The organism is Solimonas sp. K1W22B-7, from assembly GCF_003428335.1.
Classification (GTDB): domain Bacteria; phylum Pseudomonadota; class Gammaproteobacteria; order Nevskiales; family Nevskiaceae; genus Solimonas_A.
Genome location: NZ_CP031704.1, coordinates 470,627 through 494,708 on the forward strand (window position 1 = coordinate 470,627; position 24,082 = coordinate 494,708).

General features: G+C 67.0%; 24 protein-coding genes and 5 tRNA genes. 13 read left to right on the plus strand and 16 right to left on the minus strand.

From position 1 onward, the window contains the following. Nucleotides 1-28 precede the first annotated feature (28 nt). Complete coding sequence (locus D0B54_RS02275) at nucleotides 29-985, plus strand: DUF3034 family protein (protein ID WP_240433534.1); 957 nt, start codon at nucleotides 29-31, stop codon at nucleotides 983-985. 25 nt (nucleotides 986-1,010) lie between these two features. Beyond that, complete coding sequence (locus tag D0B54_RS02280; RefSeq protein WP_117288801.1) at nucleotides 1,011-1,481, plus strand: group I truncated hemoglobin; 471 nt, start codon at nucleotides 1,011-1,013, stop codon at nucleotides 1,479-1,481. Nucleotides 1,482-1,595: 114 nt separating this feature from the next. On the opposite strand, the gene D0B54_RS02285 is transcribed toward D0B54_RS02280, so the two are convergent. Beyond that, nucleotides 1,596-2,030, minus strand: a complete 435-nt coding sequence (locus tag D0B54_RS02285; protein WP_162932141.1) for an RrF2 family transcriptional regulator — start codon at nucleotides 2,028-2,030, stop codon at nucleotides 1,596-1,598. Nucleotides 2,031-2,194: 164 nt separating this feature from the next. Between D0B54_RS02285 and D0B54_RS02290 the strand changes: the two genes are divergently transcribed. The 4 genes from D0B54_RS02290 to D0B54_RS02305 all read left to right on the plus strand — a co-directional run bounded on the left by D0B54_RS02290 (nucleotide 2,195) and on the right by D0B54_RS02305 (nucleotide 6,676). Continuing rightward, nucleotides 2,195-2,800 carry an ANTAR domain-containing response regulator gene (locus D0B54_RS02290; RefSeq protein ID WP_240433535.1) on the plus strand — a complete coding sequence of 202 codons (606 nt, stop codon included), beginning with the start codon at nucleotides 2,195-2,197 and terminating at the stop codon, nucleotides 2,798-2,800. Nucleotides 2,801-3,760: 960 nt separating this feature from the next. Then, on the plus strand, nucleotides 3,761-4,363 hold the full coding sequence (locus D0B54_RS02295) for an FMN-binding protein (protein WP_117288807.1): 603 nt from the start codon (nucleotides 3,761-3,763) through the stop codon (nucleotides 4,361-4,363). A 5-nt stretch (nucleotides 4,364-4,368) separates the two neighbouring features. Next, entirely contained in the window at nucleotides 4,369-5,256 is an 888-nt protein-coding gene (locus D0B54_RS02300) for a PepSY domain-containing protein (protein WP_240433536.1), read from the plus strand. A 403-nt stretch (nucleotides 5,257-5,659) separates the two neighbouring features. Beyond that, on the plus strand, nucleotides 5,660-6,676 hold the full coding sequence (locus D0B54_RS02305; RefSeq protein ID WP_240433537.1) for an FAD:protein FMN transferase: 1,017 nt from the start codon (nucleotides 5,660-5,662) through the stop codon (nucleotides 6,674-6,676). A 117-nt stretch (nucleotides 6,677-6,793) separates the two neighbouring features. Here the strand turns inward: D0B54_RS02305 and D0B54_RS02310 are convergent, their stop codons facing one another. Both D0B54_RS02310 and D0B54_RS24105 read right to left on the minus strand, forming a co-directional pair. Continuing rightward, on the minus strand, nucleotides 6,794-8,221 hold the full coding sequence (locus D0B54_RS02310) for an OmpA family protein (RefSeq protein WP_117288809.1): 1,428 nt from the start codon (nucleotides 8,219-8,221) through the stop codon (nucleotides 6,794-6,796). 67 nt (nucleotides 8,222-8,288) lie between these two features. After that, the gene (locus D0B54_RS24105; protein WP_162932142.1) at nucleotides 8,289-8,447 is read right to left on the minus strand and encodes a hypothetical protein; all 159 of its coding nucleotides are present in this window, start codon (nucleotides 8,445-8,447) and stop codon (nucleotides 8,289-8,291) included. 873 nt (nucleotides 8,448-9,320) lie between these two features. On the opposite strand from D0B54_RS24105, the gene D0B54_RS02315 reads away from it, so the two are divergent. The 7 genes from D0B54_RS02315 (at nucleotide 9,321) to D0B54_RS02345 (ending at nucleotide 11,217) form a co-directional block, all read left to right on the plus strand. Then, nucleotides 9,321-9,405: transfer RNA gene (locus D0B54_RS02315), tRNA-Tyr, on the plus strand. Nucleotides 9,406-9,416: 11 nt separating this feature from the next. After that, nucleotides 9,417-9,491: transfer RNA gene (locus tag D0B54_RS02320), tRNA-His, on the plus strand. Between the two features lie 11 nt (nucleotides 9,492-9,502). Beyond that, nucleotides 9,503-9,578, plus strand: a tRNA-Arg gene (locus tag D0B54_RS02325). A gap of 163 nt (nucleotides 9,579-9,741) precedes the next feature. Next, nucleotides 9,742-9,813 (plus strand) — tRNA-Phe (locus D0B54_RS02330). 10 nt (nucleotides 9,814-9,823) lie between these two features. Continuing rightward, nucleotides 9,824-9,896 (plus strand) — tRNA-Asp (locus D0B54_RS02335). 410 nt (nucleotides 9,897-10,306) lie between these two features. Beyond that, a complete protein-coding gene (locus D0B54_RS02340; RefSeq protein ID WP_117288811.1) occupies nucleotides 10,307-10,867 on the plus strand; it encodes an HNH endonuclease in 561 nt (186 codons plus the stop codon). Between the two features lie 35 nt (nucleotides 10,868-10,902). Further along, nucleotides 10,903-11,217, plus strand: a complete 315-nt coding sequence (locus D0B54_RS02345) for a hypothetical protein (protein WP_117288813.1) — start codon at nucleotides 10,903-10,905, stop codon at nucleotides 11,215-11,217. On the opposite strand, the gene D0B54_RS02350 is transcribed toward D0B54_RS02345, so the two are convergent. From D0B54_RS02350 to D0B54_RS02410, 13 genes are all read right to left on the minus strand, one after another. Further along, a complete protein-coding gene (locus D0B54_RS02350; RefSeq protein ID WP_117288815.1) occupies nucleotides 11,214-11,438 on the minus strand; it encodes a hypothetical protein in 225 nt (74 codons plus the stop codon). The two genes, D0B54_RS02345 and D0B54_RS02350, sit on opposite strands and share 4 nt — an antisense overlap. Next, complete coding sequence (locus D0B54_RS02355) at nucleotides 11,435-13,249, minus strand: hypothetical protein (protein ID WP_117288817.1); 1,815 nt, start codon at nucleotides 13,247-13,249, stop codon at nucleotides 11,435-11,437. The genes D0B54_RS02350 and D0B54_RS02355 overlap by 4 nt, the downstream gene beginning before the upstream one ends. A 6-nt stretch (nucleotides 13,250-13,255) precedes the next feature. Beyond that, entirely contained in the window at nucleotides 13,256-13,516 is a 261-nt protein-coding gene (locus D0B54_RS02360; protein WP_162932143.1) for a hypothetical protein, read from the minus strand. Nucleotides 13,517-13,609: 93 nt separating this feature from the next. After that, nucleotides 13,610-14,779: a hypothetical protein gene (locus D0B54_RS02365; RefSeq protein ID WP_117288821.1), complete on the minus strand. Its 1,170-nt coding sequence runs from the start codon at nucleotides 14,777-14,779 to the stop codon at nucleotides 13,610-13,612. Further along, complete coding sequence (locus tag D0B54_RS02370) at nucleotides 14,776-18,189, minus strand: hypothetical protein (RefSeq protein WP_117288823.1); 3,414 nt, start codon at nucleotides 18,187-18,189, stop codon at nucleotides 14,776-14,778. The genes D0B54_RS02365 and D0B54_RS02370 overlap by 4 nt, the downstream gene beginning before the upstream one ends. A 3-nt stretch (nucleotides 18,190-18,192) precedes the next feature. Then, nucleotides 18,193-18,582 carry a hypothetical protein gene (locus D0B54_RS02375; RefSeq protein ID WP_117288825.1) on the minus strand — a complete coding sequence of 130 codons (390 nt, stop codon included), beginning with the start codon at nucleotides 18,580-18,582 and terminating at the stop codon, nucleotides 18,193-18,195. Next, complete coding sequence (locus D0B54_RS02380) at nucleotides 18,579-21,047, minus strand: hypothetical protein (RefSeq protein ID WP_117288827.1); 2,469 nt, start codon at nucleotides 21,045-21,047, stop codon at nucleotides 18,579-18,581. Before D0B54_RS02380 ends, D0B54_RS02375 begins: the two co-directional genes overlap by 4 nt. 167 nt (nucleotides 21,048-21,214) lie before the next feature. Further along, nucleotides 21,215-21,952, minus strand: a complete 738-nt coding sequence (locus D0B54_RS02385; protein ID WP_117288828.1) for a hypothetical protein — start codon at nucleotides 21,950-21,952, stop codon at nucleotides 21,215-21,217. Beyond that, nucleotides 21,949-22,407, minus strand: coding sequence for a hypothetical protein (locus D0B54_RS02390; RefSeq protein ID WP_117288830.1), 459 nt, complete (start codon nucleotides 22,405-22,407; stop codon nucleotides 21,949-21,951). The genes D0B54_RS02385 and D0B54_RS02390 overlap by 4 nt, the downstream gene beginning before the upstream one ends. A 7-nt stretch (nucleotides 22,408-22,414) precedes the next feature. Beyond that, nucleotides 22,415-22,987 carry a lysozyme gene (locus D0B54_RS02395; RefSeq protein WP_162932144.1) on the minus strand — a complete coding sequence of 191 codons (573 nt, stop codon included), beginning with the start codon at nucleotides 22,985-22,987 and terminating at the stop codon, nucleotides 22,415-22,417. Beyond that, entirely contained in the window at nucleotides 22,984-23,178 is a 195-nt protein-coding gene (locus tag D0B54_RS02400) for a hypothetical protein (RefSeq protein WP_117288835.1), read from the minus strand. The genes D0B54_RS02395 and D0B54_RS02400 overlap by 4 nt, the downstream gene beginning before the upstream one ends. A 112-nt stretch (nucleotides 23,179-23,290) precedes the next feature. After that, nucleotides 23,291-23,632, minus strand: a complete 342-nt coding sequence (locus D0B54_RS02405; protein ID WP_117288837.1) for a Mor transcription activator family protein — start codon at nucleotides 23,630-23,632, stop codon at nucleotides 23,291-23,293. A 77-nt stretch (nucleotides 23,633-23,709) separates the two neighbouring features. After that, nucleotides 23,710-23,946: a TraR/DksA C4-type zinc finger protein gene (locus D0B54_RS02410; protein WP_205527247.1), complete on the minus strand. Its 237-nt coding sequence runs from the start codon at nucleotides 23,944-23,946 to the stop codon at nucleotides 23,710-23,712. Nucleotides 23,947-24,082: the final 136 nt, after the last annotated feature.

Genomic DNA, 24,082 nt, shown 5'->3' on the forward strand with positions numbered 1-24,082 from the left:
CGGCGCGGCGACGGTATTGCACAGCGGAGTGGCGGCAGCGGGTTACAACGATGGCAAGGTGTTCCTCACCGGCGGCGTGTTCACGGTCGACGGCGCGGGCGGCGGTGGTGCGGTCCCCTGGGCGACCATCACGGGTTATGAAACCCGCGACGGCATCAACGGCGGCGTGGCGTACACCTACGCCAACCTGCCGGCGCTGCAACTCAATGTGTTCGGCGGCGCCGTGGGTTTCTACGATCGGTTCGAGCTGTCCTATGCCACGCATCACCTGTCGCTGAACCTGTCCAACCTGGACACGGTGGCACTGGTGGCGGAAGCGGCGGGCCTGGATATCGGTACCGATCCCTGGAATTCCACGCTGAAGATGGACGTGTACGGTGCCAAGCTGCGCCTGTTCGGCGACGCGGTCTACACCTCGGACAGCTGGATTCCGCAGGTGGCCCTCGGCGGCCTGTACAAGGAAAACAAGTCCAAGGAACTGATCACCACGCTGGGCGCCAGCAAGTCCAAGGACTGGGAAGCGTACATCGCGGCGACCAAGGTGTTCTTCCCGCTCAGCACGCTGGTCAACGTCACTGCGCGTTACACCTCCGCCAATGAAATCGGCCTGACCGGCTTCGGCGAATGCACCGGCAGCGACTGCACCAACGACAAGGAACTTCGTTGGGAACTCTCCATCGCGCACCTGCTGAGCAAGAACACCGCGGTCGGCTACGAGTACCAGCAGCACGGCGACAATCTCGACGGCAAGAGCGTCACCATCGCCGGTCTGCCGCTCACCGGCCTGACCAACCTGCTGGGTGGCGTGGTCGGCGGTGTCGAGAGTGCGCTGACGCAGGAGAAGGAAGGCGACTGGCAGGACTTCTTCTTTGCCTACGCGCCGAACAAGAACCTTTCGTTCGTGATCGCCTACCTGATGCTCGGCAACATCTCGGTGGCCCCGGACCAGAACGGTTTCTACATGTCCATGCACGCAACGTTCTGACCGGACATCACACAGGAGACAGATCATGAAGAGCTTCAAGTTTGGCCTCGGCCTCATCACCGGAGCGGCGCTGATGGTCGCTGCCGTCCAGCCCGCCTACGCCGGCGAGCAGAAGACCCGTCCCATCCTCGGCATTCCCAAGAGCGCGCTCGACGACTTCGGCGGCGCGGCGGGCGTGCATGCCTGGGTGGAAAGCCTGTTCTACTACATCATGCTCGACAACCGCATCAGCCACATCTTCCGCGAGTTCGGCAACGTTGAACGCCAGGTGGCGCTCAACACCCAGCTCGAGCAGATGGTGCTGGGCGGAGCGGTGGAGTACCAGGGTGCCAGCATGAGCGCGGCGCATGCCGATCTCGGCATCACCATGACGCAGTTCAACGCGGTGGTGGAAGCGGCGTACAACGCCTGCGAGCGCAACCTCGTGCCCTACAAGACCTGCAATCACCTGATCGCGGCGCTGGCGCCGTTCACCCGGGTGATCGTGACGAGGTAGGAATAACGGCGCCGCTGCCGGCGCTCCCTCTCCTCGTCCGGCAACGGTTGCCGTTAACTGAAGAACCCCGTTGGGATTGCCAACGGGGTTCTTTTTTTCAGCGGGTGCGCGTGATCAGGCGGCGCGCAGGAGGCGGTGCAGGCGCACCAATGTGGGGCCCTGCACGACATCGGCGAGCGTGTACTTCTTCAGCTCATCGAGGAAGTTGCGCTCCGCGGCATCCAGTGCGGTCTTGAGCGTGCAGGCGCCGTTGAGCGCGCAGGGGCCGCGTTTGCAGTCGGCCAGGCGGCCGCTGCCTTCCATGGCCTCGACCACATCGCCGATGCGCAGCTGGTCCATCGGTGTCAGCAGGCGCAGGCCACCGAGACGACCGCTGACGGTCTCGACATAGCCCAGCTTGCGCAATCCTTGTGCAACCTTGTGGAGATGGTGCGTGGAAACGCGCAGCTGCTCGGAGATGCGCGCGGTGCCGACAGGTTTTCCGTCGGGATTGCCACCGAGATAAACCAGCAGTCGCAGCGATAAGTCGGTGTAAAGGGAGAGGCGCACGCCTTTCTCCATGCGGTGAGTACGCGGATTCTAGCCGTAAACGGCCATGTCAAGGGGGGCGGGGGCATTCTTCTCCATGCCCAGCTGACGAACGTGTCATTTCTCCGGAAAAGTGGCATCTGGTTTGCAATGTATTTGCCGGGGATCGGGAGAAGGAACTACCCATGGTTACGGAACACACAAAATTGCGTGTGATGCTGGTCGACGACGACCAGGACCGGCTGGCCTTGCTGGAAAAGGCACTGGGAGCGGAAGGCCACCAGGTCGTGGCGCGGCTGAATACACATGCCGACCTGTCCGTGGCTGTTGCACTGCACAAGCCGGAAGTGGTTTTCTGCGACGTCGGCGCCCCCGGGCGCGACATCCTGCAGTCGCTGGGGGAGATGTACCGGGAACATCCCCGGCCGATCATCCTGTGGGCGGAGCAGAGCGACGCCCAGACCACGCGGCGTGCACTGGATGCGGGCGTCAGCGCCTTCGTGGTCGACGACCTGGCGCATCGCAAGAACTTCAGTTCGCTGCTGGACCTGGCGATCGCACGCTTCGAGATGCAGCAGGCCCTGCACCAGGAGCTGGACCGGGCGCGTACCCGCCTGGCGGACCTGCGCGACATTGAAAAAGCCAAGGGCCTGCTGATGAAGCGCCGCGCGCTGGACGAGGCCTCGGCTTACAACCTGCTGCGCCGCATGGCGATGGATCGCAAGCAGCGCATCGGCGACTTCGCCAGGACGCTGCTGAATGCGGCGGATGTGTGGAGCGAACTGGGCTGAGCAACACGGGCGATGCCGCAATGGGCATCGCCCGTGTTGCCGGGGTATTTCTCCCTCTCCCTCTCGCCCTGAGGCGGGATGAGTGTGGCTGCGGGCCCCCACCTAACCGTTCATCCCGAGTGCCGCGTAGCGGTGTATCGAGGGACGTGCCTTTTGTCTCCCTCTCCCGCTGGCGGGAGAGGGTGGGGAGAGGGTGGTGCATGATGAAACCCTGGGAGGGCGTTCTGTGATGCCGGTCCTAGACCGGTCAGGAGCGGTGAGACTCTGATGGGTTATCTCGCCTAAGGGCGAGTCACTTCTCCTTGCTTGTGCAAAGAGAAGTAACCAAGAGAAAGCACACCCTGGATGTGAGCAGCCCCGCTGATGCGGGGCAACCTGCGTGGTGGTCGTACTTCGGGGTCGGGCAAACAGGCCGTCCATGGCCTGTATGCCCTCAGCCGGACTTCCTGTCCGGCTGACCCCTGTGCTCGACCCCCGCGCAGGTGCTCACAAACAGGGGCCCGTAAGTCAAAAGCATTCGCTGCGCTCACCAAGCTATCGGAAAACACAAGAAGCTTTGATGTGTCCCCTCTCCCGCTTGCGGGAGAGGGTGCCCGGAGGGCGGGGGAGGGTTTCTGTAAAGGCCCGTCCCAGTGCACCCCGCCTCCTCCCGGCGCACTCCCGCACCAGCAGCGCGCAAGGCCGGCCGTTTCCGGCGCGGAAAGCCACCCGAAAGCGCCGCACCATCCTGTCGCATCGCATCGAAAATGCGCATGGCGTCAGTCGCTTAAATATGGCATCTGAAATACTGGCATAGCGATTGCTACTTTTATCCCGTGGGTGGCGACGAGGCCGCCTGCGAAGACAAGGACAGCGACGTCCACGTAGCCCTGGCCGGCGACGTGGACGTTTTTTTTGGCCTGCCGCCGCGGTGTTGCGTCGTGCGAGGCCGGATCGCCCACCCAAAGACCACCGATAAAGATGACTACATTCGACAACCCAGCTGCATGCCCGACCGATGCTGCCTCGATTGGCGGCGCGTCGCGGCGTTCGTTCCTGCGCGGTGCCCTGGCGCTGCTGGCATTGCCCCTGACCAAGGTTGCGGCAGCCGCCGGCACCTTTGAACTGTTCAAGACCTTCCAGACCCCGGAGGCCTTCCTGGCCGAAGCCTTCGGCGCCACCGTGCCGCCGGCTTCGACGCTGGACCTGGACGACGCCAGGCAGTCGCAGCTCTCCGGCGTCTACGGCCGCCGCTACCCGCAGGCGCGCCTGCGCTACTGGCGCGCGCCCAACGGCCGCACCGCCTGGATCTTCGACGACATCGGCAAGGAAGGCTACGTGCCCACCACTTCCGGCTTCGTCGTGCAGAACGGCGCGATCGACTTCGGCCGCGTGCTGATCTACCGCGAATCGCGTGGCGAGCAGATCGCCGAGCGTTCCTTCCTGCAGCAGCTGGTCGGCGCACGCGCCTCCGGCAACGGCATCGACAAGAAGGTCGACAACGTTTCCGGTGCCACCTACTCGGTGAAGATGATGCAGCGCATGGCGCGCACCGCGTTGATGCTCGATTCCCTGGCGAGGTGACGAAAGTGTCCGAAACCCAGTCCATCGCGGTTGAATCTCCCCTCCCGCATCGCGAGCACGGCGCGCGCTGGCACCGCTGGCGCGAACGGGTGCGGCTGGTGGCGGTGCGTCCGCACGCCGCGGCGCGCCCCAAGCGCAACCTCAACGTGTTGCTGCGCGAGTGGCACAAGCGCGCCGGCCTGTTCGCCTTCGTGTTCATGATCTGGCTGGGCTTCAGTGGCTTTCTCATCAATCAGAGCGCGAGCTGGGGTTACGACACCAGGCGCGTCGATTGGGGCTGGGTCATGAGCCTCTATGGCCTGCACCCGGAGCCGCCGCAGAGCGGCTTCCAGGCCGGCAGTCACTGGCTGGCCGCCACCACCGACTACACCCTGGTCGATGCCCAGCCGCTGGGCACGCCGATCCGCGAGCCGCGTGGTTTCGTGCTGGCGGGCAGTGCCGAAAAGCCGCTGCTGTTCGTCGCCGCTGCCGAAAGCCTGCTGCTGCTGACGCCGCAGGGCGAGCGCATCGACGAGCTGACGCCGCCGATCCTGCCGGTGTCCAACATCCGCCGTATCGGCATGGTCAAGGGGCATCCGGGCAGCATTGCGGTGCAGGACCTCGACGCCTTCCAGAGCATGGACGAGGGCAACACCTGGACGCCGGTCGCCTCCACCGCCGTGGAATGGTCGGAGCAGAAGGCCCTGCCCGATGCCGAGCGCTCGCGCCTGCTGCCGTTCTCCAGGCCCAGCGTCTCGATCGAGCACATCCTGGTGGACGCACACAGCGGCCGCCTGTTCGGAAACTGGGGGGCCTGGGTCATCAACTGCGTCGGTATCGCCGCCATGCTGCTGTCGATCAGCGGCATCTGGATGGTTTACCGCACTTCCTCCGCCCGCCGCCGGAGGCAGTGATGAGAGCCTATCCGTGCATAGGACACACACGCGACGGCGTGCCATTTTCGTGTCCCGCTAACCCTATCGACGCGCGGTGTATCTGACGTACATAAGCGGCGATAGGGAACGCGGGGCGCGAAAATGGCCCCGTCCCTCCGGGTTGTGCCGGAAATCGCGCCATGCTGCGCCGACCGCTGCTTATTTGGAACCACCAAACCGCGCATCGGCCGACTTGCCTGGCGCGATTTCTGGCAGCAACGCGTGCGTGTCCTATACACGGATAGGCTCTGAGCCTGCTGCGCCCGCCGATCCTGCATCTCCGGTGCTCGCCGTACTTTAAGTACGGCTCCGCTCCTCGCTGCAGCCTCGACGGGCTCGACACGGCCTCTTCACTACCTCCTGGAGCAGTGAGATTTTCAACATGATGATGTCGCGGCCGTTGTTGATTCGTGGACTACGGCTGCAGACGCCGTCGATCGTGCGCCGGCGCTTCATCGCCATGGGCACCGAGGTGCTGGTGACGGTGGCCAGCCGTGGGCGGCGCCACGATGCAGAAGCGGCGATGCTGTCGGTGCGGCGCCTGATCGAGGACTTCGGGCGCGACTGGTGGGCCTGGGGCCCGGGGACGCTGGGCGGCATCAACCGTCGCCTGGCCGCCGGCGAGGCGGCCAGCATCCCCTTGCCGATGCAGCCGCTGTTCCGCCGCGCCTGGGAGATTCACCAGCAGACCGGCGGCGCCTACGAGCCCCGCATCGGCGCGCTGGTGCGTCTCTGGGGTTTCGACGACATCGTGCGCATCCGCAGCGCGCCTCCCGCGGCGGCGGACATCGCCGCGGCACATGCCGCCCTGTGTTCTGCACCTGCTTATGACGGCGGCGGCGACTACGGGCCGGCACCCGGCATCACCTGGGACTTCGGCGGCATCGCCAAGGGCTGGATCGTCGATGCGGCGCTGGAACTGCTGGCCAGCCATGGCTTCGGCGATGCCACGGTGGATGCCGGCGGCAACCTCGCCACGCGCGGCCGCCGCCATGAACGCGCCTGGCGCATCGGCATCCGCGATCCGCGCAGCGCCGCCGAACAGCCCGGCCTGCTCGCCACGCTGGATGCCGGCGATGAGGCAGTCAACACGCACGGCGACGACCAGCGCTGGTTCGAACACCGGGGCCAGCGCTATTCGCACCTGCTGGATCCGCGCAGCGGCTGGCCGTCGCAGGGCCTGCGCGCCTTGACCGTGGTGCATCCCGACGGCAGCTGGGCCGAGGCGGCCGGCGCCGCGCTGTTCGTGTCCGGGCCCGCGGGCTGGCAGCCGCTGGCGCGGCGCCTGGGCATCACCCAGGTTCTCGTCGTGCACGAAGATGGCCGCGTGCAGGCCACCGCCGCGCTCGCGGCGCGGCTGCAGGCCGAGCCGGACGTGCGAATCCAGTGGCTGGATTAGACCAGTCGAGCTCCTGCCTTCCCCTCTTCATTTCATCGCAAAAGCCGACGCCCAAAAAAAATCCCGCAGCGGAAGGGGAGGCATCCGCCGCGGGAAAGCACACCCCATTCTTAAGGCTTACTTGACGATCACCTTGCCGGACATCGCGGCACCGTGGATCGAGCACTGGTACGGGTATTCGCCCGGCGCGGTGAAGCTGCGGCTCCAGCTGGCGCCCTTCTTCATGCGGCCGCTCTGCTGGTCGCTGAAGCTGACGTTGTGATTGGAGCCGTCCTCGTTGGTCCAGGTCACCGTGGCGCCGGCCGGCACCGTGATCGTCGCCGGCTCGAATACCATCATGCCGATCGTCACCTGCGAGTTGCCGCCCGCCGCCGCGGCCGGTGCCGGCAGCGGCGGCGAGGCTTCCGGCTCGGGCTCCACCAGGGTCTCGGTCACCGGCGCCGCGACGGGTGCGGCGGCCGGTGCCGGCTCGGTGATCTCCACCGCGGTGCCGCCCTCGGGCGTCGGTGCGTAGGTGACCACCGCGGCACCGCCGATTTCCACCACCTTGAGCTCCACGCGGCGATTGATCTCGCGGCCCTCGTCGGTCTCGTTGGTGGTCATCGGCTTGCTCTCGCCGAAGCCGACCGTGCCCATGCGTACCGGGTCGACACCGCGCCCGGCCAGGTAGTCCTTCACCGAGGCCGCACGGCGCTCCGACAGCTTCTGGTTGTAGGCGTCGGAACCCTTGGCGTCGGTGTGGCCGTCGATCTCCACCTTGATGTCGGTGCGCCGCAGCAGTGCATCGGCCACCATGTCGAGCAGGGTCTTGGCGTTGACCGTCAGCTTGGACTTGTCGAACTCGAAGTTCACGCCGCGCAGCACGATCACGTCGCCGGCCTTGCAGCCTTCCAGCGTCATCGGCTGGCCCGCCGCCGGCAGTTCGCAGGGCGGAGCCACCGGGGCTGCCGGGGCCGGTTCGATGACCGGCACCACCTGCGCCGGCTCCACGACTTCCTTCGGCGCCGCACGGCTGCCGATGGGAATGTGCAGGCCGACGTTGAACTGCGTTTCCTCGTAGTCACCTTCGTCGTCGTGGTACAGCGCCTCGACACGCAGGCCCCAGCCGCCGTCGCTGCCGCCGAAGTGCAGGCCCACGCCGGCGTTCATCAGGGTGCTGTCGCCACCCATGACGTCGCCATGCAGGTAGAAGTTGCGGCCCAGGAAGAAGTTGGCGCCCGCGCCGATGGCGCTGATCTCCACGTCTTCAGGCTCGGGGCAGGGCAGCAGGCCGCAGAGCACGCCGCCGATCACGCCGCGGTCCGGCTTGTTGGCGTCGTAGGTCAGGTAGTTGCCGCGCAGTTCCAGTTCGAACATCGGCGTGATGCGCTTGCCGATCGCCAGCGTCGCACCGTAGCCGTCGTCGGTATTGCGCGCATCGTCGGCGAGCACGTACGAGCCCATCGGCAGCAGGTAGTAACGGTCGTCGTAGTCGTCGTCGGCCTGGGCTTGCGTTGCCCCGCAGAACAGGGCGGCGGCCAGCCATGGAATCAGACGGAGTTTCATCCGGGGGTGGAGGTGGTGCATGGGATCCCTTTTAGTGAATAGCCAGAAACGAGAACCTTCAGCGGATCTACGCGCGCGGCTTCTCGCTCCGCAGCCAGCCGGTGGCCGAGCGGAGTCCCTGGGAAAAGCGCGGAAGATTCAGCAGCAGCGCCAAGCCGCCACCCATGAGGGCAATGGCTTCGATGGCGGATTCGATGAAGGGGAACAACAGAACGGGCTCTGACATGGCGACTCCCTGGCAAACAAGCTCGGAACAGTCGCGGACGTCATCGGCCGCACAACACGGGGGCAGCAGTGCCCGGATTTAAATGAGCAAACCGTATGCCAAGATCTTGACGCCGGCCTGCACCGCGGCGGTGCGCGGCAGTGCCGCCGAAAAGCAGTTGCGCTGCTTACTGTAGCGCGCTACAGTAAGCGCACTGCTGGAATATTCCGCAGGACTCTTTCATCACTGGTTCAAAGGTAAGGACGCATTCACATGTCACGGCTTTCCACCCTGTCGCTGCAAGCGATGACCCGAGAAATCGGGACGGGCGGACCTTGCCCGACACATTCCTGTTCGCTGCCCGGCCTGAATACGGCCGCAACCGCGCACAAGGATTGGCTGCACATGCGTTGACGCGACTCAACACCTGCGGGTGGTAGGTCGCAACCTACCGCCTAGACCAGGTAAGAGGGTTTCCAGGATACGGAACCCCCGGTAGGCCGAAAGGTTTGCCGGGGGTTTTTCGTTGTCCCCGCGCAGCGGCCGCAAGGCCGCTGCGGCTCGCAATGGAACCGGGGGGACATGCCGCCACCTGGAAGCTCTCTAACAATCTGGACTGTCGTAGAGGCGCGGCGCAAGCCGGGCCTCGATGGACGAAACCGCCTGCCGGCGCGCCCGCATGTCCGGGCGCCGGCGGTGGACTGCGGGCGCCTGGTGCCCGTCTTCTGCATGAAGCCATCGAACCAGCACCCCGGCGTAAAGCGCGCGAGCTTGCGGACAACCGGGACGCCACGGAGTGTCTGGCCTCACCAGGCTGGGCATGGACCGTGGACGGGGTGGATATGGGTTTTGAGATGTGCAGGTGTCTGCGCATCGTCAAAGCACATGCTTCAGGGATGGTTCGCATAGCGGCGATTGCACTTGGCTGTAAACCAGGCGACCACGGTCTTCCAAGGTTCGAGTCCTTGACCATCCACCAGTTTTTCAACGGTGGCCGTAGCTCAACGGCAGAGCCCCCGGCTGTGAACCGGGAGTGAACGGGGTCGGCACCCGTCGGTCACCCCAATCATTTTTATGCCTCTGTAGCTCAGCGAATGGAGCGCCCGGTTACGAACCGGGAGGGCGAAGGTTTGAATCCTTCCAGGGGTGCCATTTTCTTCACGGGTAGTTCAGCGGAATTATCGACCCCATCCCCGTAATCCATTCTTTCGAGAACGTCGTTCTCTCCCTTCAGTGACCTGGCAGATCGACTCATGCACTCGTCTGCAAAACGAGATCAGGCCCGTTCGATTCGGGCGGTCACTTCCAGGTTCATGTCCCTGTAGCTGAGTTGGCTTAGCGCCGCGCCGAAAACGCGGAGAGGCTCGTTCGATCCGAGCTGGGGACACCCATCAGTTTGCCCTCTTAGCTCAACGGCAGAGCATCCGACTGTCGATCGGAAGGCCGCGGGGTCAGCACCCGCAGGGGTGAGGAGACGCGCTTAGGCAATGCCTAAATGGCATTGCCTGCGTCGCCGAACGCCCGGCCACGGAATGTTTGGCCAAGCTGAGGCATGACTCGATGTCATGCCGAAGTAAGCCAAACATGGGCAGGGGTTCAATGGGCGAGCTGAGGTCGCGCCATGGACGGCGTCCCTGCCTGTGCTCTGCCACTGGGTTTATTTCGTTTCATCCGCAAGCCCCCGCGACAGGTTGGGCGAGCGTGGCCCGCGTCGGTCGCCGCCTCAGGTGTGCGGCCAGGGCATCACCGCAGCTCTGGTGCCGCAGGTCCTTGTGATGAGCAAGGGCTGCGCGGCGAACCTGCAACTTCTTTCATCGACAGTCCCGATTCCCGAGCGCAACGACGGCAGCAGGAGAAACAGAAACAATTGAGAAGGTGTCATGGTTCCGCATGTACTGAAGATCGATCTCGGCGGTGTGCCGGTGGAGTGGCTGCGCTGGCAGGAGGCTGTCACGCTCTACGCCCGCGAGCGCGTGCGCTGGGAGGCCGGCGAGGCGCGTTTCCGCCTGCACGGCGGTATCCGCCGCGACGGCACCCGTTCCAGCATGGAGATCAGCTCGATCATCGCCGTGGGGGACCGCAGCCGCCGTTTCGAGCGCGGCCGCCCGATGGTGCACAACCGCATCCTGTTCGCGCGCGATCGTTATGTCTGCCTGTACTGCGGCGAGCGCTTTCCGGCGCGTGAGCTGACCCGCGACCACGTGGTGCCGGCGTCCCGCGGCGGCCGCGACGTGTACACCAACCTGGCGACGGCCTGCCGTGCCTGCAACGCGCGCAAGGACGACCGCACGCCGGAGGAGGCGCGCATGCCGCTGCTGGCGCTGCCATACCAGCCGGACATGGCGAGCTACCTGCTGCTGCTGGCTTCCGGCCGGCGCATCACCGGCTGCCAGCAGTCCTTCCTGGAGGCCTTCGTCGACCCGCGCCGCCGTCCGTCCTGAATGACGGCTGTAGCCCGCTACAGTAAAGTGGCGGCATGGATATCGGCCTGGGCTGGAGCGTGGAAACCCGGCGGACGGAGATCGGGCGGGTGGTTGACGCCCTGGTCTCCGTTCACGGCTATACGCGCGCGGAAGCCGTGGATCTGCTGTCGCGGCGCATGGGTGCCGGCTTCAACACGGTGGAAGGCTGGATCAGCGGCGGCGGCGAAGGCAGCCGCTCGCCGCCGCCCTGGCAGGCGATCCTGCTGCTGCAGTACGAACTGGGCCTGCGCCCGGTGCTGGAACTGACGGGCTGGGGTCGTGGGCGCAAGCCCGCGACCACCCCCAACCCGCGCGCGCGGCGCGCCTAGATCGGCAACTCGTAGGTCGGCAGGTCCGGCGCCTCGCCCTGGATGCGCCCACCCTGCACGAAAGCCCGCAGGCCCGCCGCCACCGACTGTCCCTGTACCCGGATCACCTGCGCGCCCGGCAGCTCCACGCTGCTGCTGCCGTCGGCGTTGTGGCGGAGCACCTCGCCGACCAGCTGCGGGTCCGAGGGCAGCAGTTGCTGGAATTGCTTCCAGATGTTCATGGCAGATACCTCCAGAGATTCGCTTGTTGCCGTGCCGTTACCAGGCCCTGTTCCGATACCTCGGCGGAGATCTGCACGCTGTCGACGATCGCCCGGTAGTGGCCCCAGACCGTGTCCTCGATCGCGCCCAACTCGCCGGGCATCAGCAGGCCCGGTGCCAGTGGCGCCGGCGTCAGCGGCAGCTCGATCGGTATCTCGTGGCGCGGCAGGCTGTCGGCGATCACCTGCAGGCCGCGCGGCATGGCGGGCACGGTGCTGGTGATCAGCGGATCGGTCAGCAGCTGCGCGTAGGGGCTGCCCGGCGTGCCGTCGCGGTAGACGTTGGCGAGAATGCCCTGTGTCTGTCCGCCGACCCAGACGCCGTTGTAGCGGCCGCCGCCATTCCAGCGCTTGCCCTTCTGCAGCCAGCTGCCGCCGGCCAGGGTGAAGTCGGGCGTTTCGCCGGCGAAATTCCACGGCGCTGCCGGCATGCGCGGCGTCACCACCAGCGTGTCGCTGCCCGGTGCCGTCTGCAGCATCGCGCCGCTGGCGGTGGCGATGCGTGCGATCGCGGTGATCGGCGACTCGCGCTCATAGGACCAGGCGCCGGCCGGCACGGTCCAGTCGCCGATCTGCCAATCCAGCGCGAAGCCGGTGAACTCCAGCTCGCGCAAAGCCAGCTGCTGCGCGGTGGCCGGCTCCGGGTTGCTGTAGGCGCGCTGTGGTGCGTCGGGCGCGGCGAGCATCGCCGAGCGGCTCTGGCCGGAGATGTTGCCGCCGCGGCTGCCGAAGCGGCGGTCCTCGCTGAAGCCCTCGACCTGCGCGGTGAAGACGTAGCCGTCGAGTGTGATCTCCACGCTGTGCTTGGTCTCCTCGGTCGGTTCCACCGCGAGCAGGGAGGCGACGTCGGCGAAGCCCATCTGCAGCGACCAGGACCAGCTGTCGCGGTCCGCGCCGAGGGACACGCTGCGCACCGCCAGCGGCAGGCGATCGGGAAGACGTACTACCGAAAGGGAATGGCTCATGCTCAGTGTCCGGCGAACGTTGAAATAGCGGCCGTCGCCGCAGACCAGGCGCAGGTCCAGCGCATGACGGTCGGGCGGCACGTAGGGAGCGCCGGGAATGCCGAGGCGGAACTCCAGCAGGTGTCGCTCCGGCCGGTAGCAATCGGGCGGCGGTGGCCGCGGCGGCCGCGGCGGTAGCGGCAGCAGGTAGCGGAAGGCCGGAGCGTTGCCCATGCCCCAGGGCGCACGGCGCTGCAGGTCGGCGGCATGCCCGGAGCCCCAGGCAAAGACGGTCTCCAGGTCGAGCCGCGCAGCCCTGCGCCAGCGCAGCCCCGCCATGCGGTCGCACGGCGGCGGATGGCTCCAGCGCAGTTCCCGCGGCGGACTTTCGGTGCGTTCGGCGGCGGCCCAGCCTGCGCGCGCCTGCCGATCGACGGCGACCGGGTTGTGCCAGCGCAGGTGCGCCTCGCGGTCGACCGGCTCGGCCGTGCCGCTGGCGACCAGGACGCGGCGGTCGGCCGCGATGGCCTCGCGCCAGCGGACCCCGGCCTGGCGGTCGGCCGCGCCGCCGCCTGCCCAGGCCAGCGCCGCGCCGAGGTCGCGGCTGGCCGCGGGGCCGAAGCGCAGGCGCCACTGCGGATCGCGCGCCAGGCCGCGCCGCCAGGGCAAACCGGCCTGCGCGAACGCGAGCCGGGACACCGGCTCGGGATCGGGCCCGCCGTCATCCTCGGGCGGCAGTTCGAAGGCCAGCGCATGGCGATCCGCCGGCGTGTAGCTGCCGCCGAGTTCGATGAGCAGTGCATGGCGATGGGGAGGCGTGTAGGGCATGCCATCTCAAATCCGGTCGAACACTTCGGCTTTCTCGCCGGTGACCGGGTCGAAAGCCAGGGCGTAGTACTTGCGCGAGGGATCCGCGTAGTCGAAACGGAACTCTCCCGCCGGGTTGCTCCAGGTCCGCGCCAGCAGGCGGCCGGTTTCCTGGTCGTGCAGGAAGACCTGCGCGACCGCCGGTACGCCGTTGATGCGAACCAGCCCCGCGGCGTGGTCGTTCCCCTGGTGGTACTGGGAGTAGCCTGTGCGGAGGGGTGAGACCATGCCGTGGGGGCGGCGATGGACCAGGGCCCATTCGTACACCGGATCCGACCGGTGCCCGAGTGCTTTGAATCCTTGTGCTGACATGGTGTCCTCTCAGCGCCAGGGGCCGTCGATGTCGAAGTAGTGTCCGTTCCTGTAGGCCGAGCTTGCCCCGCCGCTGCGCAGTGCCATGAAGCGCTTGCCGGGATACTCGACGAAGTCGCTCTTGATCGAGAAGCTGGGGATGGTCAGCTGCTGGTACAGGCAGGGATACCAGCCGGGGATGCGGCCGCGGATCTGCCGCGTCGTGTAGCCGTCGGGCGTGCAGGCGAACACCGGGCAGATGATCTGTTCCCCCGTGATCGAGCCGGGTACGGGCGCATTGCTGTAGCTCTCCTGGTAGAAGGCGCTGGTGCCGAAGCTTTCCCAGGTTCCGACCTGCGGTGAGTTGGGGGTGCCGCCGATGTCGCTTGCCAGATAGGAGAAGGGAGCATTGACGTACCGCTGGTGCATGGAGCTTCCGGCATTCCCGTGCGCCCCGCTTCCACCAGGGATCGTGCTGGCGTACGACAGGCGCGTCATGAAGGCGTCGGCGCCATTCCAGGACACGTCCTGCCCGAAACCGGTCAGCTCGGCGGCGTCGGTGAAGCTCGCATGCCAGAAGATCGCCAGGTAGAAGCAATGGTCATCCGCGAAGATCGCCCAGGCGCGCGGCGAGCTGCCGCTGGCGTTCGACTTGCGCCAGTAGCAGGTGGCGGCCTGCACCGCGGTCGGGAAGGGCTCGGTGCCCGTGCCCACGCCCGTCATGGCGCGGTAGCCGCGAACGGCTGCGGCGCGGCTGCTGTCGACGTTGTTGTCGTCGACGTCGAGGTAGTGCTGGTTCGAGCCCAGCGGCATGCGGAAGCAGGACTTGTTGGTGCCGGTGTAGGCCTCCGTCCAGCCCAGCGGTGCGCGCCGGACGGCCATGGTGCCGGTTGCCGGCGAGATCGGGGTCGCCGCGCCGATGTTGAAGGTCAGCGTCGTCGAACCCGGCACCGAGGCCACGCGGAACTTGCCGTTGTAGTCGGCCTGGTCGGCGCCGGATACCTGGATCGTGGCGTAGTCCTGCAGGCCGTGCGCCGTCGAGGTCGTGACGGTGACGATGTTGCCGGCGCGGGTCATGCCGGAGATGTTGACGGCGCCATAGCCGTCGACCAGGCATTTCTTCAGCACGTTGACGAGGGTGCCGGATTCACCGGTCAGCAGCGGGGCGTTGTTGTCGGTCGATTGAAAGACGTAGTTCACTGGTTGTCTCCACGGAATTGCAGGCGCACGCTGTCTTCCGGCTCTTCCACCGGTCCTTGCAGCGTGCAACGGTTGATCCAGATCGGCGCGGCGGCCGCGACGGTGTTGAAGCGCAGCTGGTTGCCGGCGATCCAGCCCGCGCCCCAGCCGGCGGCGCGCAGCGTCAGCAGCGGCGGCGCGCCCGGTGCCAAACCCGGCATCAGCGGCAGGAAGTCGGTGCTGGTGTTGCCGGTGGCGATCACGCCGACGGTCTCGCCGACCAGGCGGAAAGCGATGACGCTGGTGAACTCGATGCGCCAGCGCTCCGAGATCGTGCCTTCGTTGGTCACCTCGATCGGGTGCTCCAGGGCGTTGTACTCGCCCGGCCCCTCGCTGCCGATCTGGTCGTCGCTCCAGTCGCCGGTCCAGGCCGCCTGGTCGAAGGGTTCGCTGCAGCGCGCCTGCAGGTCGCCGAAGCGCAGCGCCGAGCTGACGAAGCTGCCCGCGGGGTAGTCGTGGACGATGTCGCCGCTGATCTCGACGTGGCCCGACAGCTGCGCGTCCTCGCAGCGCACCATGTCCTCGATGCGATGCTCGACACGCAGCGGCAGGGTATAGCCCGTCAGGTTCAGCGGATTGGCCATGGTGACCTCGCCCTCGTCGAGATCGACGCTGTAGCGGTCACTGGGAATCCTCGTGCCATCGGCGTCGTGGACGATGGCGTAGGCCAGATCGGGACGCGACAGCAGGTAGGTGGAGCCGGCGACCGGCGGGTTCGGCAGGTCCTCGGTATCCGTGTGGTGGATCACCAGCATGCGGCCGGCGGCCAGCACCGGCACGCGGCCATCCAGCGGCAGCCGCACCGGGTTCAGGCCCAGCAGCAGCGGGTCGGTCGGCAGGTAGGCCAGCGCCACGGCGTTGTAGCGCAGGATTTCGGGATCGATCGCCGGCGACGCATGGACCTTGTAGACACCCGTTTCGATGTCGATCGTTCCGTTGATCATCCCGGTGATCGATCCGGTACTGAAGGCGCCGGAACCATCGGCGATCGCCGTCTGCGTGCCGTTGGTGACCTGGAAGGAACCCGTGCGCAGCGGCGAGGCCGGCACGCGCCAGATCGCGGAGGACGTGGTCCAGCGGCCGTAGCGGGTCAGCAGGCCCTTGAGCGCCACGGTGTAGCTGCCGGGCAGCCACTCGGTGATCGTGCCGGCGCCGGTGATGCCGTCGAAGCTGCCGGCATCGGTATCGACGTTGCCGGCGCCCCGGTACTGCAGCTTCACGCCCTGGTCGTAGTAGTGACGGCCGTTGAGGCTGAACAGCAGCGAGCCGCCGATCACGCGGTCGATGATCGCCGGGGTGACGTCGATCGCGAGCTGGTTCAGGGTGGTCGGCTCGCTCAGCATCGAGCCGGCGGCGTTGGTCTGGTACTGCACCGACACGGAGCTGAAGCTTCGCGAGATGCTGGAGAGATCCCACTCCCCGGTCGTGGGATTCCAGACGTAGAAGGGTTCCGCCGCCGTGGCCGGAAAGACCACCTGGCCGGTCGTGTAGTTGATCGTGCCGACCGCTCCGTCGGATCGGTGGAGGTTGCCGTTCCCTGCGTCGTAGTGGCCCGGATGGTAGCCGGCTGCACCTGAGCTGAAGGTCGCCATGACGTACACCGATCCGGGCTCGACCGGCGCTTCGGGCAGCGTGATCGTGATGTTGCCGCCGCTGGGCGCTGGCTGCGGGCTCGGCGTGTAGGTTTCGTGCTGGGCGTCCTCGTAGCTGACGGTGATCACCGTGCCCTTGGGCGGCAGCACGCTGGGGCGCAGCTGGATCTGCCTGGCCCAGTACTGCACGCGGCCGCTGCCGTGTCCGCCGAGATCGCCGTTGCCGCTGTCGGTGACGCTGTAGGTGGTGCCGCCGTAGGTCCAGCCGATGCTCAGCGTTCCCGGGCGCGGCTGCTGCGCGGTGGTGAGCTGGATCGCGCCCAGGACATCGATCACGGCTCCGGACTGATCCTTGTAGTGCGCCATCGAGCGCCAGCCGCAGAGTACCCAGGAGCCCACGTCCGGCTGGTAGCCCAGGGTCGCATTGACGGTGCCGGTGATGGGGTTGACGGTGCCCGTGCCGGTGCCGGGAGCGCCGACCAGCTGGCCCTTGCCGTTGTCGGTCAGCGTGTACCACTGGCCGAGCGCGCGATAACTGACCATGACCGCGCCGTTGGCCGGTTTGGGGATCAGCGAGAAGCTGTAGTTGAAGCCGCGGTTGGCGAGCGTGATCTGCGTGCCCTGGGTGTGCTGCGCATCGGTGACCAGGGCTGCCGGAACGTAGCTCAGCGTGAAGGTCTGGCTGCCGTTGGCCAGGCCGCTGAAGCTCAGCTCGCCACTGCCGCTGTCGATCCGGCCGCTGGCGCCGGCGGTGTTGACGCCGCCACCGATGCGCTGCAGCGCTCCTTCACCGGTCTCCTCGAAGATCGCCTGGTTCGTCCCGGACCCGACGGTCACCTCGAGGCTGCCCATCTGCGCGCTGCGCATCAGGCGCAGCGCGGCGCTGCCGCCGCTGACCGTGACGGTCTGCGACTCGGTGAACTCCGGCCCGGCCGAGATCAGCAGCGGGCCGTCCGAGCCGACCTGCTGGTCGAGGATCGCGGTCTCGGAGTAGGACGCCGGGGCGATGTTCTGCAGGATGGTGGAGACCCTCACCACGGTGTCGCCGGACTCGACGTCTTCGGCCAGCGGCACCACGCCGTAGAAATTGGCGGCGGGGTTCAGGTCGGCGCGGCGCACGCGGGTGGGCCTGTCCGTGAGCGTCGGCTCCTTCTTGAAGTCGCCGCCGGGGTAGGAGATTTCCAGCGGCTCGCTGATGTTCAGGGTGAGCAGGCGCTTCTGCCACTTGTCGTTGTTGACGCCCAGGGTGACCGTCTGGCTGGTGATGCCGGTGATGCGCACAAACTGCTGGCGACCGTAGTGGACATGGCCCGCCAGCTCGACCGACAGGCACAGCACGCTCGACACCTCCGGCGGCGATTCCTCGAGGGCCTGGTAGGCCACGACGGTCCGGGCCCCCTGCGGCTGGGTGTCGTACAGCACCAGGACCGTCGCCGCGCCGGGAATCAGGTACTGCTCGATCAGCGTCCGCGCGTCCGAGCGCCGGCTGGCGTGATCGGGCAGCGTGAACAGGGTGCAGACGACACGGCCGTCGGCCGGCGGATCGGTCAGGACCGCGTGCGCGCCGAGATACTTGTCGGTGCCGCTGGTGCTCACGGCGCCGAAGACCTTGCGCAGGCTGACGCGGCCGTTGACGCGATCGTCGCGCGAGGTGTCGTCGAAGACGTTGTTCAGCTCGGCGTCGATCACTTCGTTGCGGGTCATGCGGCCGCCGCCATCGGGCGTGTCGGACATGACCTGGGTCTTGTACAGCTTGATGTTGTCGCTGGTGATGGGCATGGATCAGATCTCGATGAAGCGCAGGGCGAGCACGAACAGCTCGCCGGCGCCGGGGTTGGAAACTGCGCCGCGCACCGGGCGCGCGGACATCGGGGCGGCGCCGTCGCGGCGCCAGGCGACCTGCAGCTCCTGGCCGTGGTAGACCAGCAGCATCGGATCGGCGTTGGCCGGCAGCTGCAGGGCATGCAGCAGCGCGACCAGTTCGCCGGAGGCCCAGCCGTGGTCGTCGCCGCCCTCCAGCGTGATGGGCCGGCCCTTCTGCAGCAGGGATTCCTCGCGGACCAGCACCCCGGCTTCTGTCCGGGCCAGGCTCTGCACCACCGGCGTCCAGTCGTAGCGGTCGGTCCAGACCAGGTCCGCGGGCAGGCCGAGGGTGTTCAGGGTGATGCTCACAGGCTGTTCCTCCTGGAAAGGGAAAGGGACTTCAGTAGCGAGGACACGGCATCGTCCTGGCCGGCCAGGACGTCCAGGCTCTTGCCGTCCGGGAATTCCATGCGCATCACCTTGATGACCTCGGTGCTCGGACGTGGCGCCGGCGCCGGCGGGCGGGGATCGGTCGCTCCGCTCTTCGGCGCGGGCGTCGAAGCCTGGGCCGCGGCGCGGCGCTGCTCCTCGCGCGCGGCCTTGGCGGCCTTGGCCGCGTCGTCGCGCGCCTTCTGCGCGGCCTCGGCCTTGCTGGCGCTTTCTTCCGTGACGTAGTCCGGCCGGAACTTCGAGCCGTTGCCGGGTCCGGTCATCGATGGCGGTGGCCGGGTAGTGCGGGCCTGTTTCGGGTCGATCCCGAGGATCTTGTTCCGCAGGTCTTCGGCCTTGTCGCCACCCTGGAGGAAGGTCGATACCGCCTGCTCGAACTCCTCCTCCGCCACCCGGCCGCGGCCGGGGTTGTTGACGATCTGGTTGGCCAGCCTCTGGAACAGGATTTCCAGCGCGGTACGGGACTCGCCGGTGACGGCGACGGCGCGCTCGTCCAGGCTGGTCATGGAGATCGCGCCGCCCTTGGTCGTCGGCAGCAATGCGCGAGGGTCCGTCGGATTTTTCAGACGCTCCTCGTAAGCCGCGTTGACCGCGTCGATCGCCGACAGCTGCTTCTGGTGCTCCTTGATGACCTCGGGGATTTCGTTCTTGATGTCCGTGAGGGCGCGGGTGGCGGTGGCGCCGGTGATCTGGTACTGCGTGGCCAGGCTTGCGAGGGTCTGCTTCTGCGCTTCCGTGCGGGCCTGCGTGGCCAGGATTCCCAGCTGCGATTCCGCGCTGGCCTGCCCCATCGCGGCTGCGGCGGCGACGCTCGCGGTGGCCATGTCGGCAAAGGCCTTGTCCAGGGACTTCGCGGAGGCCTGGCCGCTGGTGCTGATCAGGGCGAAGTTCTCTTCCGCTTTCTTCGCCGTGGCCTCGAGCTCTTCGCGCGTCTTGAGACCGAAGAAGGAGAAGGCATCGGCCATCGCCTTGGCCGCGGGATCCGCCGCCGACGGCAGGGTCTTCAGCTTCTCCTCGACCTGGCCGAGGGTGGTGGCGATGTCGAAACCCTTGATGTTGATCTGGCCCAGCGACTCCTTGAGCGCGGCCAGTTCCTCTTCGCTGTTCAGGGTCTTCAGCAATTCCTGGAAGGCGGCGGTGAGGAGCTTGGGGTTGGCGTCCGGATCGCTGGCCAGCGACTGGAAGGTCGCCAGCAGGTCCTTGGCCTTGGTGTCGATGCCGGTCAGAACCTCGTTGACGTCGACGCCGAGTCTCTTGTACTGCTCTGCGCGAATGGCCTCGACGGCCCCCGCCAGTTCCTTGTGGGTCGCGATCAGATCCTTGAAGCGGGGGTCCATCGCCATGACGCTTTCCAGCGCCGCACCCGTCAGGGCGGGAAAGGCCTTGGCGGCTTCGTCGATGGCTTCCCTGGTCTGGCCGAAGGCCTCGCGCGAACGGCTTGCCAGGTTTGCCAGGTCCTCGCTGGAGACCTTGCCGAGGTTCTCGCGAACCTCCTTCAGTTTCGGCAGCAGCTCGGGATCGATGGGGATGGCGACCGGCTTCGACGCTGCTTCCAGCTCGGCCTTCAGCTCGCCATGCGCTGCCCGGACCTCGCCCAGCTTCGTCCGCACGCCTTCCAGGTCGATCCGGGTCTGGCCGTATCGTTCCTGCTCGCGGACACCGATCGCGATCTGGGCCTTCAGGTACTCTTCCGAGCCTCCCAGCATGGAGGCGTAGTGCTGCTTCTGGCTCTCCGTCAGCTGCCCGGTGCCCTGCGCCAGCGCGTCCAGGACCGTTTGCGTCACGGCGCCCTGTCCGGCGAACTTCGCGGCCTGGTCGGCGGCCGCGGAAATCCCTTCTTCGAGCCGGAGGTTGGCCTGGCTCTGCGCTTCGGCGGCGGACTTCACGGCTTCGCGATACTCGCCGTGCGCCTTGGCAATCGCCATCACGCGGTCGGCGATGAAGAGAATCGCGGCGCCGGACAGGGCGCTGCTCAGCCCCGAAACCGCCGTGGATGCCGCGCCGACGTTGCTCGTGAGCACCGAAGCGGATGCCGACGCAGAACTCGAGCCCGACGCCAGGGCCGAGACGGCTCCGGCGGCGCCTCCGGCATTGGCGGCCAGGGCCGATGAGGCCGTGGAGGCATCGACGGCGAGGGTCACCAGCGTCGAGACCGGATCGGCGGCTCCGCCGGCGCTGTTCGCCAGCGTCGTGAATATGGTCGCCAGGTTGTCTGCCACGCCGATGTTCTTGGCGAGATCGGCGCTGAAATCGCTGCTGTTCTTGAATCCTTCCAGGGCCTTCTGCAGATCCGAGATGCCCTGGTGCAGCTTGGCCAGGGTGTCCAGCATCGCATTGGCGTCCTGTGCGAACGTCGCCGGATCCGGGATGATCGAATCAACCATGGTGTGAAAACTCCACGAAACCGAATGTATGAAGTCGTCGGGCGCGTGCAGCGCCGACGTACCGCGAGCCTTTTCCTCTCGCCCGTCCGCGACCTCCCGGGCAGTTCCCGGAAACGCTCCGGGAACTGCCGCGGGCTGCCGCAGGCGCTACGGCCGGGGGTGCCGGCTTACGCGTCGAGGTGATCGACGCTGTAGTCGCCGACGATCGTGCCGGTCAGCGAGGTCACCGCGAACTCGCCCAGCAGCGGATCGAAGGTGCTGGCCGAGCGCAGGGTGCAGCTCGGCAGTTCGACCACGACCGGCTTGCCGGTGGCGAGGTTCTTGCCGTTCAGCAGCAGGCGCATGCGCAGCTGGTTCTTCTTCGAGCCGGAGATGCGCGAGCCGGTGACGGCGCGGGTGGTGTAGGTCTTCTCGACGGTGTCGCTGGCCTCCACCGTGCCGCTGGCGAGGAACTTCACCAGGCCCATCGTCAGGTCGACCACGTAGTCCACGCCCTGGACCAGCGTATTGACGCCGCCGTTGTCCTTCAGCAGGAAGCCGGTGGGGTTGATGTAGCGGTCGCCCAGTTCCAGCCAGGTATCCAGTGCCGTGACGGTGAGGTCCACCGCGGTGCGGGTCTGGGTGGTGAGGTTCAGCGGGGCGACGTTGCCCTGCAGGGCCAGGCCGATGGTCTCGGCGTCGCCTTCGTCGAAGTCGACCGTGACCATGGGCTTGCCCGGGATCACGACCGAGTCCAGCACCTGGCCGTAGCTGGCGACCTGCTTGGAGACGCGCTGCTTCTCCTCGCTTTCACCCGGCGAGATCGCGAGCTTGATCGCGTTCTTGATGCCGAGGAAGCCGGCGAAGCTGCCATCGTCGTTGAGGATTGCGGCGTGAACATTGCCGGCGCAGAGAAGTCCGCTCATGTGTTGCTCCTGTGGTTTTCATGGAAAGTGACCCGGGCTTTCAGTTCGGGTCGGAAAAAAGGGGTGCCGCCGTCGTCGGCGAACATCGTCCTGCCGCCGAGTTCGAGCCCGCCGACGCCGACGATCCAGTTCACCGGATCGATGGTGGCGAGCGCCTGGCGGATGTCGGCGAAGGCGCGGCGTGCCTGCAGCAGCTGCGCCTGGTCGACGTCGCCGGCGGGAAACTCGACGGCGATGGTCAGGGCCAGCGAGGCCCGGCGCCGCTTGCCGTTCTGGTATTCGGCGACTTCCTCGTCGTCGATGATTTCGACGAAGGGCAGCTCTTCGTCGATCGCGGAGCCGTCGTTGGGCAATACCTGCAGGCCGATGTCGCTGCGGTAGCCGTTGTCCTGGCGAATCTGCCTGAGGCAGTCGGCGATTCCCTGGACGATCTGGTGGTCGATGGGTTCTGACATGTGATCATCATTCCATGTGGTCGGTGACGTGCTTTACCAAAATCGTGTCAATTGAAACGACGCGATCGGCGGTCTGATCCGCAGCGCGTTCGCACAGTGCGCGCTCGGCGGCGCGGCGGTTGGCGAGGCCCTGCACGAAGCGCTTGCGTCCGCTTGCGGCGTCGGTGACGTAGGACCAGGCCGGCTGTCCGCGCTCGTTGTATTGCAGGGCCCTGCAGGCGCTCTTCCAGTCGCCGCGATTGGCGTGGCGCACGGCCGCGGATCCGCAGGCACCGTCGAGGCCGACGTTGTAGGCGAACAGCGTCAGCGCGGCGGCCTGCGGCGGCGACATCGGCTGCGTGACGCAGCGGCGGATGCCCTGGTGGAAGGCGAGCAGCTGCTCGTGCAGCCAGCGCTCGCAGGTGAGATCGCTGTACACCTCGCCCATGCGCACCCTGGGACCGGTCTGCCCGTAGCAGGCAGTGGGCACCGCGGCGACGTCGAGGTAGGCGCGGTTGGACTTGCCTTCGAGAATCTTCGCCGCCGGGATCGCCAGCAGCAGCGCGGTGCCGGCGAGGGCGGCGCGGGAGCGGGGGTTCATCGCGCCTGCCGGGTGGCCGGGCCGCGTATTTCGCGCTGCCATTTCCACAGCAGGTGCGCGGCCTGCAGGGCGAGATAGGCCAGCGTCATCCAGCCGACAAGATCGTTCAACGTCAGTCCACTCCAGAATGCGAGGATGGGTGGCCCCGACTTGGCGGTGGCCGTGGTGAAGTCGCTGCGCAGATCGTTCATGTGCGGATGCCTCGCGATGAAAATCGGGGAGTGCGTGGGGGGTGTTTTCGGGTCGGTGGGAACATGCAGACAGGGTCCCATGGGGTCGCTGACACGCCTTACCAAAACGGCGTCACTGCCGAGTCGCATCCGGCGGCATCTGCCGCAGGAGCTGCGGCGCGCAGATGCGGCGCAACTGGCGGATGCTCAGCTCCTCACGCCGCGCCAGGGTCTCCATGGCGAAGCCGGGGGCATGCTTCTGGCACAGCGCGAGATAGCTGCTGCGGATCCTGAGATCCCTTTCGCAGTGCGCCTTGCCGCGCGGCACGTAGAGACGGTCTCCGCCGCACTCGAAGCGCAGCGCATCGATGACTTCGTCGGCAGTCTTGTCGACCGCTTCCTGATGCAAGGCCAGCGACCTGGCCAGGACGGAGCGGACGACGCGCTTGATGATCAGATGGTCTGCGTTGCTCATGCTGTCCAGCTCCGGGATGGCTGTGGCGAAAGGGGTTGCCGTTGTGCGGCGGCGGATCGGTAGCGCGCGGCCCGGCCTCACCAGGGCCGCGACCGGCTGCGGAAATGCATGTCATGGCGTTGCGCCAGCTGTTCGCAGAGCGTGCAGCGGCTGGCGCCGCGCACCACCGCCAGGCGCCGGGGGTCGATCTCGTCGCCGCAGTCGGCGCAATCGCTCCTGCCGAAGGCGCTGGAGTCGGACAGGCGGGCGGAGGCGTTGAGCGCCTCGCTGACACGGGCTTCGGCCTCCTGGATGAGGTCCATGAAATCGGGCACGGCGAACTCCGGTGGCGATGAGGCAGGCGGCCTCATCGGAAATAAGGGGCGACACGGCAGGCGTTGCGGCGAGAGCCCTGGGCCGTTCTGCTAATAATATTAGCATTGCTGCTTATAAAGTCAATAGCAACGCTAC